We start from the raw sequence: 16,149 nt of genomic DNA on the forward strand, positions 1-16,149 counted from the left end.
TTCTTATCCTTGTCCATTTTAATTCAAGATATCCCGTTTCGTAAAGACAAGGAATGACACAATGAGTGAAGCAACGCCCCAAACACTAAGAACAATAAGGGAAAAACCTAAATTCATACCCTCGATTGGCGGTAATCCACCTGACAAATAATCAGGAAGTTCGAGGTTAACCATGAACAGATATTTTGCTGTCTGCCAAGATGCAGCCATACTGGTCAAGATTGTTCCTGCAATCAGAGCGGCCATCATGATCACGATACTTGCAGCTGTACTTCGTACAAGTACAGATACCATAAAAGCAAGCATAGCCACAATTACACTCACAAACCAGATCAGTCCTGCCTGCATAAGCATATACAACCACTGGTCTACAGCATGCACTGCCGACATATCAACATCTGTTCCCACAACCTTGAATCCTGTGAAGATGGGCATGTTGAAGCCTTTGTAGCCAAAGACCGCGCCCGATATGACATAACATATAATGTAGGCTGATACCACAATGATCGAAACAAACATAATCAGCGTAATTAATTTGCTCAGAAGCACTTTCCAACGTCTAACCGGACGCGTTAAAAGCATTTTAATCGTACCTGTCGTACGTTCACCGGAAACAAGATCTGAAGCAATAGCCATGATTAACAGTGGAATAAACAATCCAACTGCGTTGTTCATGAACTCCCGTGTAAAGGTAACACCGCCCGGTTCTTTGGGATTGATGTCGTTTTCGAGATAATACTGCATCTGTTGGATATACACGGTTCTATATTTCTTGTACTCTTCAGGTACCCGATCGCTACCGAGCGAGTTTTGATTGTCTGTGATGGCCTGTTGCAGTTCAAGACGCCAATCGCCGCCAAACTTGTCACGATTATTCTCCGCAGATTTCATCTGGGCATACGTAAACATCGGTACGAGGATCGCAAGTACAATAAATATAATATAAAGCCGTTTTTTCTTCACCATCTTAATCGTTTCATTCCGGATCAGCGGCATGATATTACTCAATGGATTCACCTTCTGTCATTTTTAAGAATAGTTGTTCGAGCGTAGGCTGAATCCGCTGCACCCCTTCAACCTGAATACCAGCTTGAACCATCTGTTGCACCAGATCGGGAATTCGATCTTCATGCATCTCGGCAACCACAGCATTGGGTCCAAGGCCCGCAACAATCGTATCATCCATCACATCCGCAGGTCGACTTACCAGAGCAATGCCTGCATCCAGTAACATCTTTTTACCTTGCTCCAGTGGTGAAACGTGCCATATGGCCAACTTGGAATGATCTTCAATCAGTTCGCTTACACCTCCAACGGCAAGCACACGCCCCGCACTGATAATCGCTACTCTGTCACAGAGAAGCTGGATCTCACTTAACAAGTGACTGCTGACAAATACAGCCATACCTTCACTCGCAAGTTGTTTGATAAAGACACGAAGTTCCTTAATGCCTTTTGGATCAAGGCCATTCGTCGGTTCATCCAGAATGAGCAGGCGAGGCCGCCCAAGTAACGCTTGTGCAATACCGAGCCGCTGACGCATACCCAATGAGTATGTTCTGACTTTATCGTGAATGCGCTGATCCAATCGTACAATATCCACGACTTCCTGGATACGGTCATTATCCACTCCTGGTTGCATGCGTGCAAAATGCTCCAGGTTCTCCCATCCGGTCAGATATGTATACACCTCGGGGTTTTCAACAATGGAGCCCACGTATCTCAAAGCACGCTCAGGGTCCCGATTCACATCATAACCACAGACTTTAATTTTTCCTTCTGTCGGTTTGATCAGATCTACCAACATCCGTATTGTTGTTGTTTTCCCAGCACCGTTGGGACCGAGAAATCCAAAGATTTCACCAGGTTTTACGTCAAATGTAACGTCTTTAATGATCCACTTGCGCCCGATCCGCTTCTTCAGATGCTGTACAGACAGGACGGAATCATACTGCTGCTCTGCCATTTATTTTCCGCTCCCTTCTGCCGGTGTATCCGCCTGGAATTCCTGGGCAATCCGAACTGCAATTTGCTCATAACCTTGTCCGTTTGGATGAAAATGATCTGACGAGAGATACTCCCCCAGATGATTTTCAAATAAATCGAATGTTGGGACAAGTGTCATCTTGTCCTCATTGTTCAAAATAGCCAGTGCAGCATCGTTCCAAGCATCAACAACTGCATTACCTGGCTTCTCCAATTCCTTCACATCACCAAATGGATTATACAACCCTATGTACGCAATCTGTGCATCGGGATTGATTTCTTTTACTTTCTTCAATATCTCTTGAAGGCGTTTGGACGTTTCCGGTAAAGCCGCTGCCAGCTGCTCTGCTGTTGGCGGATCTTCCCCCTGTAGAACTTGCCCTCCCTGGAACAGATCATTCGCGCCAATCGAGAGCAAAATAAAATTGGACTGCTGCAGAACATAACGAACACCTTGCTCATCCAATTTTTTCAATAAAGCATCCGTTCTCAAACCGTTTACACCCAGGTTATTAAGAACCTGAACGTCATATCCTTTATCTTTCAGCAGGTTCCCTGCACGTCTAACAAAGCCAAGTCCTTCATCATCCCCGGTACCTCTTGCCAGGGAATCACCGATGACAGCCATCCGAATCTTGCCATCTTCCACTATAGCCGGTTCTCCTTCTTTATCCTTAGATGGAGCAGTTGCCTCCTGGCCTGTAGTTAACGCGGAATCTCCCTCGGGAAAAATCACGTCTTTTATGGCGTATCCAAACCCAAATAACAACAACAAGGTTGCCAAGATGGATACTGTACTTACGGTTCTCCAGATCCATGGTGCTGAATCAAGGCTTTTTTTCTTTTTCATCATCACATCTCCGCTCATGTACACCAATCCGGGTGCCTAATAATTTATAATGACTTTACATTAAGGCGTGTCTGAAAATCCGCTTGCTTCGGAGTTTTCAGACACGCCTTAATGATGCTATTCCTAATTAACATAAATGTTCTGTCGTTAATTTGCAAATTTTGGCGCTGTATTCGCAGAATTCATTTTTCTTATCCCATTTTACGGAAAAAAGGTTATGCCACACACAGATTTGAACTGTGTGTGGCATAACCTTGTGGAAAAGAAATACATACTTTCTTCATTATAATGAATTACTTACCGATAAACTCTTGAGCCCAGTATCCGTTATAGTACCCTACACCGATATGCGTAAAGTTTTTGCTCAGGATATTGGCACGGTGTCCTGCACTATTCATCCAGGCTGTTACAACTTCCTGAGGTGTTTTTTGTCCTTTGGCAATGTTCTCACCTGCGTAGCTGTAAGTTACTCCAAATTGTTTCATCATATCAAATGGAGAACCATACGTAGGAGACTGGTGATCAAAATAGTTATTGTTACTCATGTCTTTTACTTTGGCCACAGCTACTTTGTCCAGAAGAGCATCAGAAGCAAGTGCGCTCAAACCTGCCTTTGCACGTTCAGCATTGACCAGTTTAACAACTTGACCAGCAAAATCAGATTGCGTAGTTTCGCTGCCACTGTTACTTGTGTTACCTGTGTTACCCGTATTTGAAGAATCTTTAGCCGGTGTAGTTGCCGGTTTTTCTTCTTGAACTGGTTGTGCTGGTTTAGTCGGTTGTTCAGGCTTAGTTGTTGGCTCAGCCGGTTTTGTTGTTGGTTGAGTTGGTTTTGTGGTCGGCTCAGCCGGTTTTGTTGTTGGTTCAGCAGGTTTCGTCGTTTGGTCAGGCTGCGTAGCAGGTTTCTCTACAATTTGCCCGTCGGATACGGTGTACCCATTTTGTTTGAGCCATTTCTCGATATAAGCTTTCAAGCTGTCTGTACTTGTAATTTTGTACGTTGTGATAGTCTTATATGTTGAATCTGCAGCAGACGCGGAAGCAGGAAGCATTACCCCTACGGCCAGTAAGGCTGTCAGACTACTCGTTACGACAGTTTTCATCCATTTCTTTTTCAAATTCATTCATCTCCTTAAGATTAGTTATTACAACTTTGTAATTAATACTCTAGCAGTATATCAATTCGACAGGAGATTGTGAACCTATAAAATATGGAAAAGTAACTTTTTTGTCATTTTATAGAATGTATCAGATTCGCCCTTGAGGCTCATCTTGTAATCATCTATCCCCGATGATACAACCATAAAAAAAAGACATTCGGACTAAAAATGCTAGTCGAATGTCGCTTCACCATCTATTTATCATTCACCACACCAGGAGGTGCAGATCAGGATATCATGAGAATTTCCATGCAATAGAAGAAACTTTTTTACTATAGAAGAACTTTACTGAACCGATAGCCTCTCTTCTGAAAACCAATGTGCTCATAAAAAGAGTACGTTGTTGAAGTCACTTCACGGTTCGCACCCGTGACAAACAGTTGTTTACCACCTTGCTGTCTGCCCCAATCTTCGGCACGAGCCATCAGACGACGGCCAATACCACCGCCACGATGTTCTTGACCTACAATCAGGGAAGTAATTTGTGCGGCAGGTTCTGGATAGGCATGACTTTGCACACATTGCAAGCCAATCACACCAATAATTTGTTCATCCACTTCGGCAACAAGCATGCACGCATTTGGATTGGTTTCCAAACATTCAATGCGTTCTTTCATGACATTGGCTGTTGTCGGATAGCTGACCTCTCGCATCAGTCCCGTTACCGCTTCAGCATCTCGCAGTTCACACTCTCGGATCATCAGTACAGGGGCCTCAACATTATTGGACATGATTTACCTCCACTTTCAGCATATTAGCGGCTTGCACCGCTGTTTTACGAGCTTCTTCCACATCTTGGCCAGCACTTAGGGCTACAGCCATTCGGCGTCCTACTTTGGTCTCAGGTTTGCCAAATACACGAATCTGAGTACGAGGAAGAGCCAACGCTTCTTCAATCCCGCCTACAGTAAAGTCAGATGTTTCATCATTAGCCTTCAGCGTTGCTGAAGCTCCCGGTGTCAACAGATGTACATCTGTGACCGGAAAACCAAGAATTGCACGTACATGCAGCGCAAACTCGGAACTGTCTTGCGTCACCATTGTAACCATACCTGTGTCATGCGGCCGAGGAGATACCTCGCTGAACACCACACCATCCGATGTGAGGAACAATTCCACTCCAAACAATCCATAACCGCCAAGTTCATCCGTGACGGATTTGGCAATATGACAAGCCTGCTCCCATTGTTCAGGAGTCATTGCATGAGGTTGCCAGGATTCGACATAATCCCCATCCTTCTGAATGTGGCCGATCGGAGGACAGAATACGGTGCCTGATACAGACCTAACGGTAAGTAATGTAATCTCACTGTCAAATTGCACAAAGCTCTCCACGATAACACGAACGGATTTGCCACGAGCCCCCGAAAGAGCAATGTTCCAGCAATCCTCGACGTCGCCCGGTGTTCGGCATACACTCTGCCCTTTGCCGGAAGAACTCATCAATGGTTTAATGACACAAGGTGTGCCAAGCTCACGTACGGCTTCCTGAAGTTGTTCCAGGTTGTCCGCAAAAAGGTAGTCAGCTGTTGGAAGTTTCAGTTGTTCGGCTGCAAGACGACGGATGCCTTCGCGATCCATCGTTAGACGTGCAGCTCGGGCAGTAGGTACTACACAAAATCCCTCTTCCTCAAGCTCCAGTAAAGCTTCTGTTGCAATAGCTTCAATCTCAGGTACGATGTAATGAGGTTTTTCTTTACGGATCAATTGTTTCAAAGCTTCGGCATCCAGCATGTCGATGCAGTAAGACCGGTGCGCGACCTGCATTGCAGGTGCGTTCTCATAACGATCAACAGCGATCGTCTCTACTCCCAGTCGTTGGGCCTCAATAACGACCTCTTTTCCCAATTCTCCACTGCCCAGTAACAGCATTTTTTTGGCTTGAGCCGTAAAAGGAGCACCCCACATGTTCTTTCCAATCCTCCCAAAGAGAAATCTTCTATATCTGTCTCTCTATTTTCGGGGTTTTGGTTAAAGATTGCAAGAGTGCTCCCTATTTTTCTTGTGAATTTTACAAGATTTTTTGTGTTTTTTCGATCAAATTTTACAATTACTGCTCACAGATTCGATACTCCTTCCATTCCTCCCAAAATTAAGGAAATGTTAAAAGAGCAGACTTTAATACTCCAGTGAATCGAAATACGCAAACAAATCCCAAGTTTAAAGACTTGGGATTTGTCGATTTTTTTCTCGGAAGATTTCATTATGGGAAGAAACATAAGCCATCTTAGGTGCGTCTGGCGTCATATATTGTTTCGCACTATTAACTGCCACGATCGCATCATTGAAAGCTCCTGCAATGAGTCTGACTTTACTCTCATGGGTTGCACAGTCTCCTGCTGCATAAACACCTGGAAGGCTTGTCTCTGCATGGTGGCTCATGAGAACCATTCCGTCGTTCATCTCCAGGCCACAACTGGCCAGATCACTTAAATTGCTTTTATATCCATGACTAATGACAACTTCATCCACTTCCAACACCACATTGTCCTGACTTTCCTTATGCGTAATCACAACCTGTTGGATATGATTAGCATGACTATGAAGCTGTGTGATGTTATATGGTGTTCTCACATCCGTTATGTTGTTCATTTCGCTTACATTTCGTTCCATTGCACGGAACTCATTATTCCGGTGGATTACGACTACTTTTCGAGCAAGTTTAGCAAGTTCAATTGCCCAATCTACCGCACTATTGCCGCCTCCTGAAATGAGCACACGTTTCCCTGAAAAATGTTCTGGATTTTGCACGGTGTAATGAAGATTTTCATACTCACATTCCATTGGCTCCTGCAGCTCCAACTTCTGAATCTCTGCGATACCGTGGCCTACTGAAACAATGATTGTATGCGTATAATGTATCTCACCTCCAGTGGTATACATACTCCATATTCCGTTATCCATTTGAGTGAACCTTTCCACTTTGCAATTCAATACAACCGTTGGATTAAACGTATTGGCCTGCTGAACTAGCCACTCAATCAACTTTGAACATTTCATAGGTGGTAGGCCGCCTACATCCCAAATTGTTTTTTCCGAATAGGTATGCAGGAATCCACCAAGCTGGTCTTTACCTTCGATGATTTTAACTTTCATATCACGCATCCCTGCGTAAAAAGCCGCATACATTCCGGCAGGGCCGCCTCCAATGATGGTTACATCATAGATATCTTCTTCATTCATTTTAAACACACCCTGTTAATTTAGTTATGAATTCGAGATACATGTAACTTTAAGAGTTTGCTTTATTTGTTTTTTTCTTCAAAAGCAGCAACAATATCATCAATGACATATTCATCGGAAAGTGGAGACATTCCTAGATTGAACCATTCCTTGCCACCCACCATGTAGACGTGGTCCTGCTTGACTGCTTTCAGATTTTTCCATAACGATGAAGATAACATATCTTCAAATTTCTTTTTAATTTCCGGATTAGTCTCATCATCCAACTGAACGATCAGATGATCTGCATCGTATTCAGGCAATACTTCCAAGGACACGGACATGGCAGTTTGATCTTTCGGGAAATTAGGAAGTGGATTCATTCCCAATCGTTTGTGGACAAAGTTTCCTCGGTCAAGGTTCTCCCCATGAAGTACGATTTCTTTTTCCATCACTCTAATGTAGAGAACAGTCTCCTCACCAATCAGCTTATTCAATTTGGCAGCAGCTACCTTCTCCTTATCCACCAAATCCTGAATCACCTTTTCTGCCTGTTCTTCTTTGTCCAAAATTTTGGCCATATCCCGCAGTTCATCGCGCCAATCATCACGCTGTGGCAAAAGTACGGTAGGTGCTATCAGAGCAAGCTGATCATAGTCCTTTTTGGACCACCAGTCAGGAGCGATAATTAAATCCGGAGCTGCCTCCATCAGGGCTTCAAAATTAGGCGTTCTTCCTATTCCCATTTTCATCGTGTTTGCAAATGGCTCTTGCAAGTAAGAAGGAAAATCCTCATGGTAGTTCTGTACAGCAATGGGTACGATGCCAAGTGAATATAAAAATTCTGGATATACAACAGACAATCCAACTATTTTTTGTGGGTTCAACGGAATTTCAACTTCTCCCATTTCCGTGTTCACTTTTTTCACCTGACTGGCCTCTGTTGTTGAAGAATTGGCGGTACCCGCTTCTTGTCCCTCGCTCGAGGATGCTTCTTTGCCTGCTGCCCCACAAGCAGAAATAACGAGCATCAACATCATTGTGCATATTACGGTTAACCATCTAAATCTCATTCTCTATGTACCCCCTATAGGTCATTAATATATGACAATGTCTAATCAATAATAATTATCATTATCATTTGATATAGGAGTAAGTATATTAAAATATGTTTAGGTATGATATTGACTATTCAGACTTTTTACTATGGACGATCTTGCCATAACTTTAATATTTCATCCAACATAAGCTCATGGGTAAACGCGGTGTAGTCCAGCAGAACGCTCGACAAGAGGATATCCATTCTGCCCTTCTGTACCGCTAACAACGCAAGCCATTCTTCAGACTTCCGCACAGCAGACCATGTCTGCCTCGATGTCTCATCCTCACCCACAATCAGTAATATTCTTTCGACGTTGAGAACAGATAACTCCTTAATGGTCACTGTGCCCCGTTCCCAATAAGTCTCAGCTCCCTCGGGAGCTTCCATTTGCATATCAACGTAAAAAACGGAAGCAATGCTCCTTGGGCCTAACATCTGCAACGCTTCACCATGAACTTTGAGTACAACCAGTTTGTCTTTTCGTATGAAATCTGTAAGCTGATTCTTAATGATCTCTGCCTTCTCTTCATATCTTTGAAGCCACACCTCTGCAATATCCGACCTGTCCAAAAAACTTGCAACATATCTCAAATGCTCTCTCCAATCGCCTTTTTCCCAAGGGAGGTCACACACAGGAGCAATGGAATGAAGCTGAGTTTGCAAAGCCTCAGACTCCGTCCCCATCGTAATAATATAATCAGGTTTAACTAATCGAAGCTGTTCCAGCCAGGTGGTCTCACTCTCTGCGAGTGGCATAACTTTGTCCGTTTCATATTTACGTCTATAATAGTATGTCCATGGATGACTTGTTGGCGCGGCACATGGAATGATCTGCAAAGCAAGCAGTATACCAATGCTCAAAGAATGAACTGCAGCAATTTTTTGTTTGCTATTACGTATAAACGCTGCTGGTGGAATGCCAGAGATTTGTTTGAATTTACGCCGGAAATACGTCTCATCCTGATAACCCACGTACGTTGCCACATCCTTGAGTCGATAACTGTGATCATTTCTCATTAAGATCTGGGCTTGTTTAATTCGATATAAAGTCAAATAATCAACGGGACTGTAGCCAAACCTTTTCTTGAATAAACGCATGAAGTGTCGCGGGCTCATTCGTGCCACATTTGCTAATTCCTCAATGGTTAATCTATTCGAATAATTATGCTCAATGTAGGCTCTGACATGTTCAATTGGGGAAGCCAAATCCGTCTTTTCTGCACAGGCCACGTCGTAAAACATGGTATACAATAGTTCCTGAAAACGAATCTGACCATAGTACCTTTGCAAACCATCCTTCTTTAATGTGTGGTGATAAATCATCTGACAGATCACGCCAACAGCAACGGGGGAAGATGAGCTGACCTCGCCATTCACTTCATTACGTAAAAGTTGTTTCATCATATCAAGGGCTGTTACACCCTCCTGCTCCAATGTGTACATGACATCAAAACTCATGTGATACACACCTCGTTCATCCAACGAATGCACATTTGCCTCAACCAGTTGTCCTGGGAAAGCGATGTACAGTCCCCCCGCCTTCAATTCGATGAAACTGCCATCGATCTTTAACCACCCTTGGCCACTGGCTATAAATAATAACATGTATGTTTCAATGAAGTGTTTCCTTAGAAGCCACTCCGTTGCAGTACCACTTGTGTGATTCACGTGAATGAGCCTAAAATTCATATGATCCAGGTGATCAAAATGCTCTGATTTTATTTCGTTGTTGTCCCTCTGCATTGATCCCCCTCCAGCCATGAACGATTGTATTGATTTCATTCTTCAAAAATATAACATACCACACTATCGATTAAAAAAAACACTCCGGCTATCCTCTAACCTGGCTTCAATAAATAAGATGCACTTATTGATGCACTTATTATTGAAGGATCAGGCTAAAGAACGCCAGAGTGTTATAAATTCAACTGTGTTCAGACGCTTCAAAGGCGTCCAAAGGTTTCATTATAAAAATCTGTATTGAGCTTCTATTAATCCATTATAAACGCCTTGTTTTTCGATAAGCTGCTCATGGCTTCCTTCTTCTTTAATTTCACCATGATCCAGGACGATAATGTTATCTGCATTCCGGATGGTTGAGAGACGGTGAGCGACCATAAAGGACGTTCTTCCCTGCAACAGCACCTTCAATGCTTCCTGGATTTTAAGCTCTGTTTCCGTATCGATACTGGCTGTAGCTTCATCCAGAATCAATATGCGCGGATCTGCAAGGAGTGCACGGGCAAAGGATAACAATTGTCGCTGTCCCATGGATAATACGTTTCCGCGTTCCTCTACTTCGGTATCATATCCACCAGGCAGCTTCATGATGAACTCATGTGCATTGACTGCTTTGGCCGCATCCTCCACCTCTTCATTCGTTGCATCCAGTCGTCCAAATCGAATATTGTCACGAATCGTACCCGAGAAAATGAAGGTATCCTGCAAGACAATGCTGATTTGGCTGCGTAAACTCTCTACTGTTACATCCCTAACGTCCTGTCCGTCAATGGTGAGACGTCCGCCGGATATATCATAGAAACGACTGATCAGATTGATGATCGTACTTTTACCTGAACCCGTATGACCAACAAGTGCAATCGATTGACCTGCAGCCGCCGAGAAGCTGATACCTTTGAGCGCCTGTCTGCCCTTCTCGTATTCGAACACCACATTTTCGAACGCGATATCTCCCTTAATAGAAGGAAGTGGCTTGGCACCCGGTTTATCTGCGATACTTGGCTTTTCATCCATGAATTCGAAGATACGCTCCGATGATGCCATGGCAACCAATAGCTGATTGTACATCTGACCCAGACGGTTGATCGGGTCCCAGAAGTTGCCGACATAGTTGGCAAAAGCAACGAGTAATCCCACGGTCAACTGACCATCCTGAATCAGATAGGCACCAAACCAGAAGAGGATTAATGTACCGAATCCGCCGGTAATCTCGATCAGTGGTCCGAAGCCCTGGTTCATCGCTGACGCTTTATCCCATGACTTTTTGCTGGACAGATTCATGTTGTCAAAATACTTCATGTTCTCTTTTTCCTGTGTATAAGCCTGAGTCACGCGAATCCCCTGAATGGATTCATTCAAGTGAGAGTTAATCCGGGAGTTCTTCATGCGTACATCCTGCCAGGCACGACGGATTAGCACCCGCAGCTTGGTTGAGATGATAAACATGATTGGCACCGTAATGATTACGGCGAGACCCAGTTTCCAGTTAATCAACAGCAAGATCACAATGATCCCGAGCAGTTGCACACAGTCGATCATGACGTTAACTGCACCGTTGGTGAATAGATCCTGTAGGGAGTTGATATCATTCGTCACACGAACCAGTACGGAACCTGCAGGTCTTTTGTCAAAAAAGTTAAAGGACAGCTTCTGGATATGCTTGAACAGATCCGAGCGAAGGTCGTAAATAACACGCTGTCCGATAATGTTTGTCAGTTTGATCCGGTACGTGTTGGCAGCCCACTGAATGAGATACAACAAAAATATGGAGCCTGCAATAAGATAAAGCATCGTCATGCTTGGCAACCCTGTTGCCGGTGCGATGGCTCGGTCAATCGCCAGACTGATCAGAAAAGGTACGGATAATTTCGTAATGGTACCCAGAATCATCATTAGAATAACGAGTGGCAACAGTTGTTTCGCATAAGGTTTCATGTAGGCAAATAAACGTCCAAATTCTTTCCAGTTAAACGGTTTTTCAATAATTTCATCATCCTGATACACAAATCGTTCATTCAGTTTCTTCTCAGAGGCACTTTTGGCCTCGCGCCTGTCGGCTATCGTTTCGGCACTCATGAATTCACCTGCTCCCCAGCCTCCCGCTTACCGCGGGCAATATAATCTGCATATTGAATTTTGTAAACATCCTGGTATGGTCCAGGCACTTCAATGAGTTCGGTATGTTTACCGCGTTGTACCACGCGACCTTCATCCAGTACCAGGATCTCGTCTGCGTGCCGCAGAGATGAAATCCGGTGTGCAATAATAAATGTCGTTCTGCCGCGCATTACTTCCTGAAAACCGGATTGAATCTCATGTTCCGTCTCCATGTCCACGGCGCTGGTTGCATCATCAAGTACCAGGATTTTCGGATTTTTCAGCAAAGCCCTTGCGATCGCAATCCGCTGTTTCTGTCCACCTGATAATCCCATGCCGCGTTCACCAACCACCGTGTCATATCCGTCCGGGAACTCCATAATGAAGTCATGAGCCTTGGCCAGCTTGGCTGCACGGATAATCTCATCCATGGTGACATTCTTAAGTCCGTAGGAAATATTATTGCGAATACTGGATGAGAACAGGAATGTTTCCTGGAAAACAGAAGCGATCTGACTCCTCAAACTGCGAATGCCTATATCTTTGATGTTTTTGCCATCCAGCTTGATCGTACCCGAGTTGACGTTATATGCACGCATCAGAAGCTGAATGATGGTTGATTTACCTGACCCTGTCCCCCCGAGGAAACCGATTACAGAACCGGGTGCAGCATCAAAATTAATATCGGTTACCGCTGGCATTTTGTTGCCGTAGGCAAAGGTGACGGATTCAAATGTCACATGGCCGTTCACTTGGTCTGCCTCGACTATGACCGGATCTTGCGTTTCTTCCACATCCACTGGCGTATTAAGCAGTTCGAGCACCCGTTCACCTGAAGCTTTGGATTGCGTATAGTTGTTGATATGGAACCCCAGATTCCACATTGGACCGATTATGTACCAGATCAAACTGAAAAAGGCAACGAGTTCACCGAGTGTCAGCGTCTTCTGTATAACCATTCTTCCACCAATCACCAGCAACAGCACGATGCTCACCGAAGCAAGAATCTCCATGATCGGAAAATAGCGACTCCACAATGTTGCGGCATGAATCTGATTTGTCTTGTAACGTTCATTGCGTGTGGAGAATTTCTCCACTTCATAAGGCTCACGTGCAAAGGATTTTACCGTACGTACGCCAGTGATATTCTCCTGTACCGCTGTCGTCAGTGAACTGAGCGCCAGCCGCATCTCCTGAAACGCAGGGTGAATTTTGGATTCGAATCTCAGCGCAACGAAGGCAAGTAATGGGATGCATATGAGTGTGAACAGCGTAAGCTGCCAACTCATGGTCATCATCATGATTGCGCCGAATACGACCATCAAAACCATGTTGAGAATCTGGGCGAAACCAAATCCGATAAAGTTACGGATGGCTTCCAAATCTCCCGTGAGGCGGGACATCAGATCACCTGTCTTGGCCGTATCATAATAACGGAAGGATAAAAATTGAAGCTTTTCATAACATGCGTTACGAAGTCTGTACGCCAGAAAGTTACCCAAGCGTCCACCAAAAAAGCCATGTAAAAACTGCATTCCCGCTTTCAAAATCACTACACCTAACACAGTCAAGGCAATTATGGGAACGTCTTCAAAAGTGCGCGGAACAATAACATCATCAATCAGTATCCTCAGCATGTACGGATACACCAACCCAAGTGCGGTCGCTAAGGCGAGGAACAAGATTGATACAAATAAATACGTTCGCTTTTCCCAAAAAAAGGTTTGCAGTTGCCTAAGAACATCCATGTTTCTCCTCCTCTTATGTCGTTCAAAAATACTATGAACATTTATGAAGTTTATCACCGTACCCCATTCGCGGCAAAGCGAATAACAGACCATATTCTGCCTGCTTTCAGCTTATTGACGCATTAACGAAGGTAAATACCCACCTTTCAATCAAATGTTTGAATATTCTCTTTATTTCAGGTTGTTCGTACCAAAAAAAGGCTCCCTGTATGCCTTTTCGGCAGGGGCCTTTTTGGATTGGTTTGCGTAACATTTTCAATGTGTTGCTGAATCATTCATTTTTTTACAAATACTTCCAGAGAATACGCGTTATGCCTTGATTTTAACTGCGTTCAATCTGTTCCAATTGTACAGACAAGCTGGTCCATTGCTCGGCCGGAATTCCGCTCTCCAGCGTATCTTGAATTCCGCTCACCGCCTCGTCCAGACGTTCTTCCAACTGTCGGGATTGGTGTTGCAATGATTGACAGATCTGGTTGTCATAAAACTGAATCAGTTTGTCTTGTGCAGCAGGAAGAACTTCAATAATCATTTGTTTGAGGACCGGATCAAGTGCCTCCTGTAACCGCTGACGCCCATCCCCTTCGAAGAACTGTTTTGGATTGCGGAAATGATTCAAATAGCTTTTCCATCCCGACGGTTCTTCCAGACGAACTTCTTCAAGCACAGGTGTACTCCAGCTTTCGTTCAGTGGCAGTGACACATCCACGCCCCCTGATAACTGTCTCACCTCATCTATACAATCCGTAACTTGCTTCATTAGCCAAGTCTGACCTGCCTGTTCAAGTCTGAGGGTGGTAGCGAGCAGTTCCTGCTCCAGTTCAATGGCAATCATACGCAACAGTTCACGTCCACAGGCTGCAAAAGCCGTCTTCAGATTGCCCCGATCCTCCCGAAGTACGGATGGATGGAAGGCTTCTGCCATGAATAGGCCCAGGCGGTAGGCAAGGCGCTGCCGCACATGGAAGAGCAGCTCTGCTGTTTCCTGTGACAACTCTTCCTTCATGGATCGTGCTGCAAGTTGCTGTATGCGCTGGCGTGACTGTCCCAGGATGGTCTCCAGTTCGTTCCGCCGCTGCTGCAATACTTCCTCCCCCTGTGCCGCATCCTCCGCGCGTTTTTTCAACCGCTGAATGACACGTACCATCTCTTCGGAAGCGCCACCGACGGCAAGATCGGCTAATTCTCTGCCTGCAAATTGGTTAAACTCTTCCTCAAAACGAATAAAACCGGATTGCTCAAGCAGCTTCGAATCACCTGCCATCTTACCTTCCATCGCCATTATGCTGGATACCGGGAAGAGTCGTGGTGCCCGAATTCCATTACTGCGCAGTTGGTTGCTCACATGATCGAGAACCTGCTCCAGTTCTTCTTCAGAGGAAGACAGGTCACTGGCATTCACAACAAAGAACATCTGATCCATGGCAGAACTATCCTTGACACGTCCCAACTGATTCAGGAACTGGCGATCTCCTTGAGAGAACGCATGGTTGTAATACGTTACAAAAATGAGGGCATCCGCATTTTTCATATAATTGAAGGTTACACCCGTATGACGAGCATTCACGGAGTCCGCTCCTGGTGTGTCTACCAATACAATGCCTTGTTCAGTTACATCGCAACTGTAGTACAGATCAATACTGTCTACAAAACAGGACTTTTTCTCGTTTGCAACAAAGTTACGATACCCGTCCAGATCCACCAGCACATCCTGACCTAACTGGTCCGCTGTTTCTTCCCAACCGGCTGCTGCCGCCTGCAAAAAGCTGTAATGCGGGCGCCCTGCAGGATGTACATCCTGTGGCGAGAGGGAACGTACTCGCTTCTGCCACTCGGTTCCCGGCTCACCCAGTCCAAGCAGACGGAAGGAATAGGCGAGGTCTTCCTGGAAGGCATCCCGGGTCTTCATGCGGACCCGGGCTGTTCCATGCTCCGCGCCCCCGGCAGGTGCCATGATCCGGTTAATCGCCGCTGTTGTTGGATGCGGCGAGACGGGTAGTACCGCTTCGCCCAGCAACGCATTGGCGAAGGAGGATTTACCGGCGCTGAATGCTCCGAACAGCGCCAAAGTGAACGTGCCGCCCGCAAGCGAAGCCGCGCGTGCACGCAGATCCCGTACCGCCGACCCCATGGCGGGGTACGGCTCCACCAGCGCAGCAGCGGCTTCGAGCCGTGCCGCTGCTGCGTCCAGGCGTCGGCGGCGTTCAGCGCCAGCCGCCGCCGTTGGCCCTGGCACTGCCGCTGCGGCTGCGCGCTGCTGCGGCGGTGGCTCAGACGTCTGTGGCTGCGCCGCCACTGACGTTG

12 protein-coding genes are annotated in these 16,149 nt (G+C 45.4%); all 12 read right to left on the reverse strand.

The window, feature by feature from the left end; all coding sequences use genetic code 11:
- Positions 1–18: 18 nt before the first annotated feature.
- Positions 19–1,008, reverse strand: coding sequence for an ABC transporter permease (locus ACE3K2_RS14060; RefSeq protein WP_253438348.1), 990 nt, complete (start codon positions 1,006–1,008; stop codon positions 19–21).
- On the reverse strand, positions 1,001–1,966 hold the full coding sequence (locus tag ACE3K2_RS14065; protein WP_421891014.1) for an ABC transporter ATP-binding protein: 966 nt from the start codon (positions 1,964–1,966) through the stop codon (positions 1,001–1,003). The genes ACE3K2_RS14060 and ACE3K2_RS14065 overlap by 8 nt, the downstream gene beginning before the upstream one ends.
- Positions 1,967–2,839 carry a GDSL-type esterase/lipase family protein gene (locus ACE3K2_RS14070; protein ID WP_421891016.1) on the reverse strand — a complete coding sequence of 291 codons (873 nt, stop codon included), beginning with the start codon at positions 2,837–2,839 and terminating at the stop codon, positions 1,967–1,969.
- Positions 2,840–3,129: 290 nt separating this feature from the next.
- Positions 3,130–3,954 carry a CAP domain-containing protein gene (locus ACE3K2_RS14075; protein ID WP_421891018.1) on the reverse strand — a complete coding sequence of 275 codons (825 nt, stop codon included), beginning with the start codon at positions 3,952–3,954 and terminating at the stop codon, positions 3,130–3,132.
- Positions 3,955–4,268: 314 nt separating this feature from the next.
- Positions 4,269–4,727: a GNAT family N-acetyltransferase gene (locus tag ACE3K2_RS14080; protein WP_253438357.1), complete on the reverse strand. Its 459-nt coding sequence runs from the start codon at positions 4,725–4,727 to the stop codon at positions 4,269–4,271.
- The gene (gene purT / locus ACE3K2_RS14085) at positions 4,717–5,904 is read right to left on the reverse strand and encodes a formate-dependent phosphoribosylglycinamide formyltransferase (protein ID WP_421891022.1); all 1,188 of its coding nucleotides are present in this window, start codon (positions 5,902–5,904) and stop codon (positions 4,717–4,719) included. Before purT ends, ACE3K2_RS14080 begins: the two co-directional genes overlap by 11 nt.
- A gap of 252 nt (positions 5,905–6,156) precedes the next feature.
- Positions 6,157–7,179, reverse strand: a complete 1,023-nt coding sequence (locus tag ACE3K2_RS14090) for an NAD(P)/FAD-dependent oxidoreductase (protein WP_421891025.1) — start codon at positions 7,177–7,179, stop codon at positions 6,157–6,159.
- A gap of 62 nt (positions 7,180–7,241) precedes the next feature.
- A complete protein-coding gene (locus tag ACE3K2_RS14095) occupies positions 7,242–8,231 on the reverse strand; it encodes an ABC transporter substrate-binding protein (RefSeq protein ID WP_421891028.1) in 990 nt (329 codons plus the stop codon).
- Positions 8,232–8,362: 131 nt separating this feature from the next.
- Complete coding sequence (locus ACE3K2_RS14100) at positions 8,363–10,003, reverse strand: helix-turn-helix domain-containing protein (RefSeq protein WP_421891031.1); 1,641 nt, start codon at positions 10,001–10,003, stop codon at positions 8,363–8,365.
- Positions 10,004–10,225: 222 nt separating this feature from the next.
- Positions 10,226–12,076 carry an ABC transporter ATP-binding protein gene (locus ACE3K2_RS14105; RefSeq protein WP_421891035.1) on the reverse strand — a complete coding sequence of 617 codons (1,851 nt, stop codon included), beginning with the start codon at positions 12,074–12,076 and terminating at the stop codon, positions 10,226–10,228.
- Positions 12,073–13,845 (reverse strand): ABC transporter ATP-binding protein, encoded by a 1,773-nt coding sequence (locus tag ACE3K2_RS14110; protein WP_315935991.1) that lies wholly within the window; start codon positions 13,843–13,845, stop codon positions 12,073–12,075. The genes ACE3K2_RS14105 and ACE3K2_RS14110 overlap by 4 nt, the downstream gene beginning before the upstream one ends.
- Before the next feature lie 322 nt (positions 13,846–14,167).
- Positions 14,168–16,149, reverse strand: a 1,982-nt coding sequence (locus ACE3K2_RS14115) for a dynamin family protein (protein ID WP_421891039.1), incomplete at its 5' end; no start/stop codon positions are given.

Origin of the sequence: Paenibacillus sp. (genome assembly GCF_048976745.1) — a bacterium.
Classification (GTDB): Bacteria; Bacillota; Bacilli; order Paenibacillales; family Paenibacillaceae; genus Paenibacillus.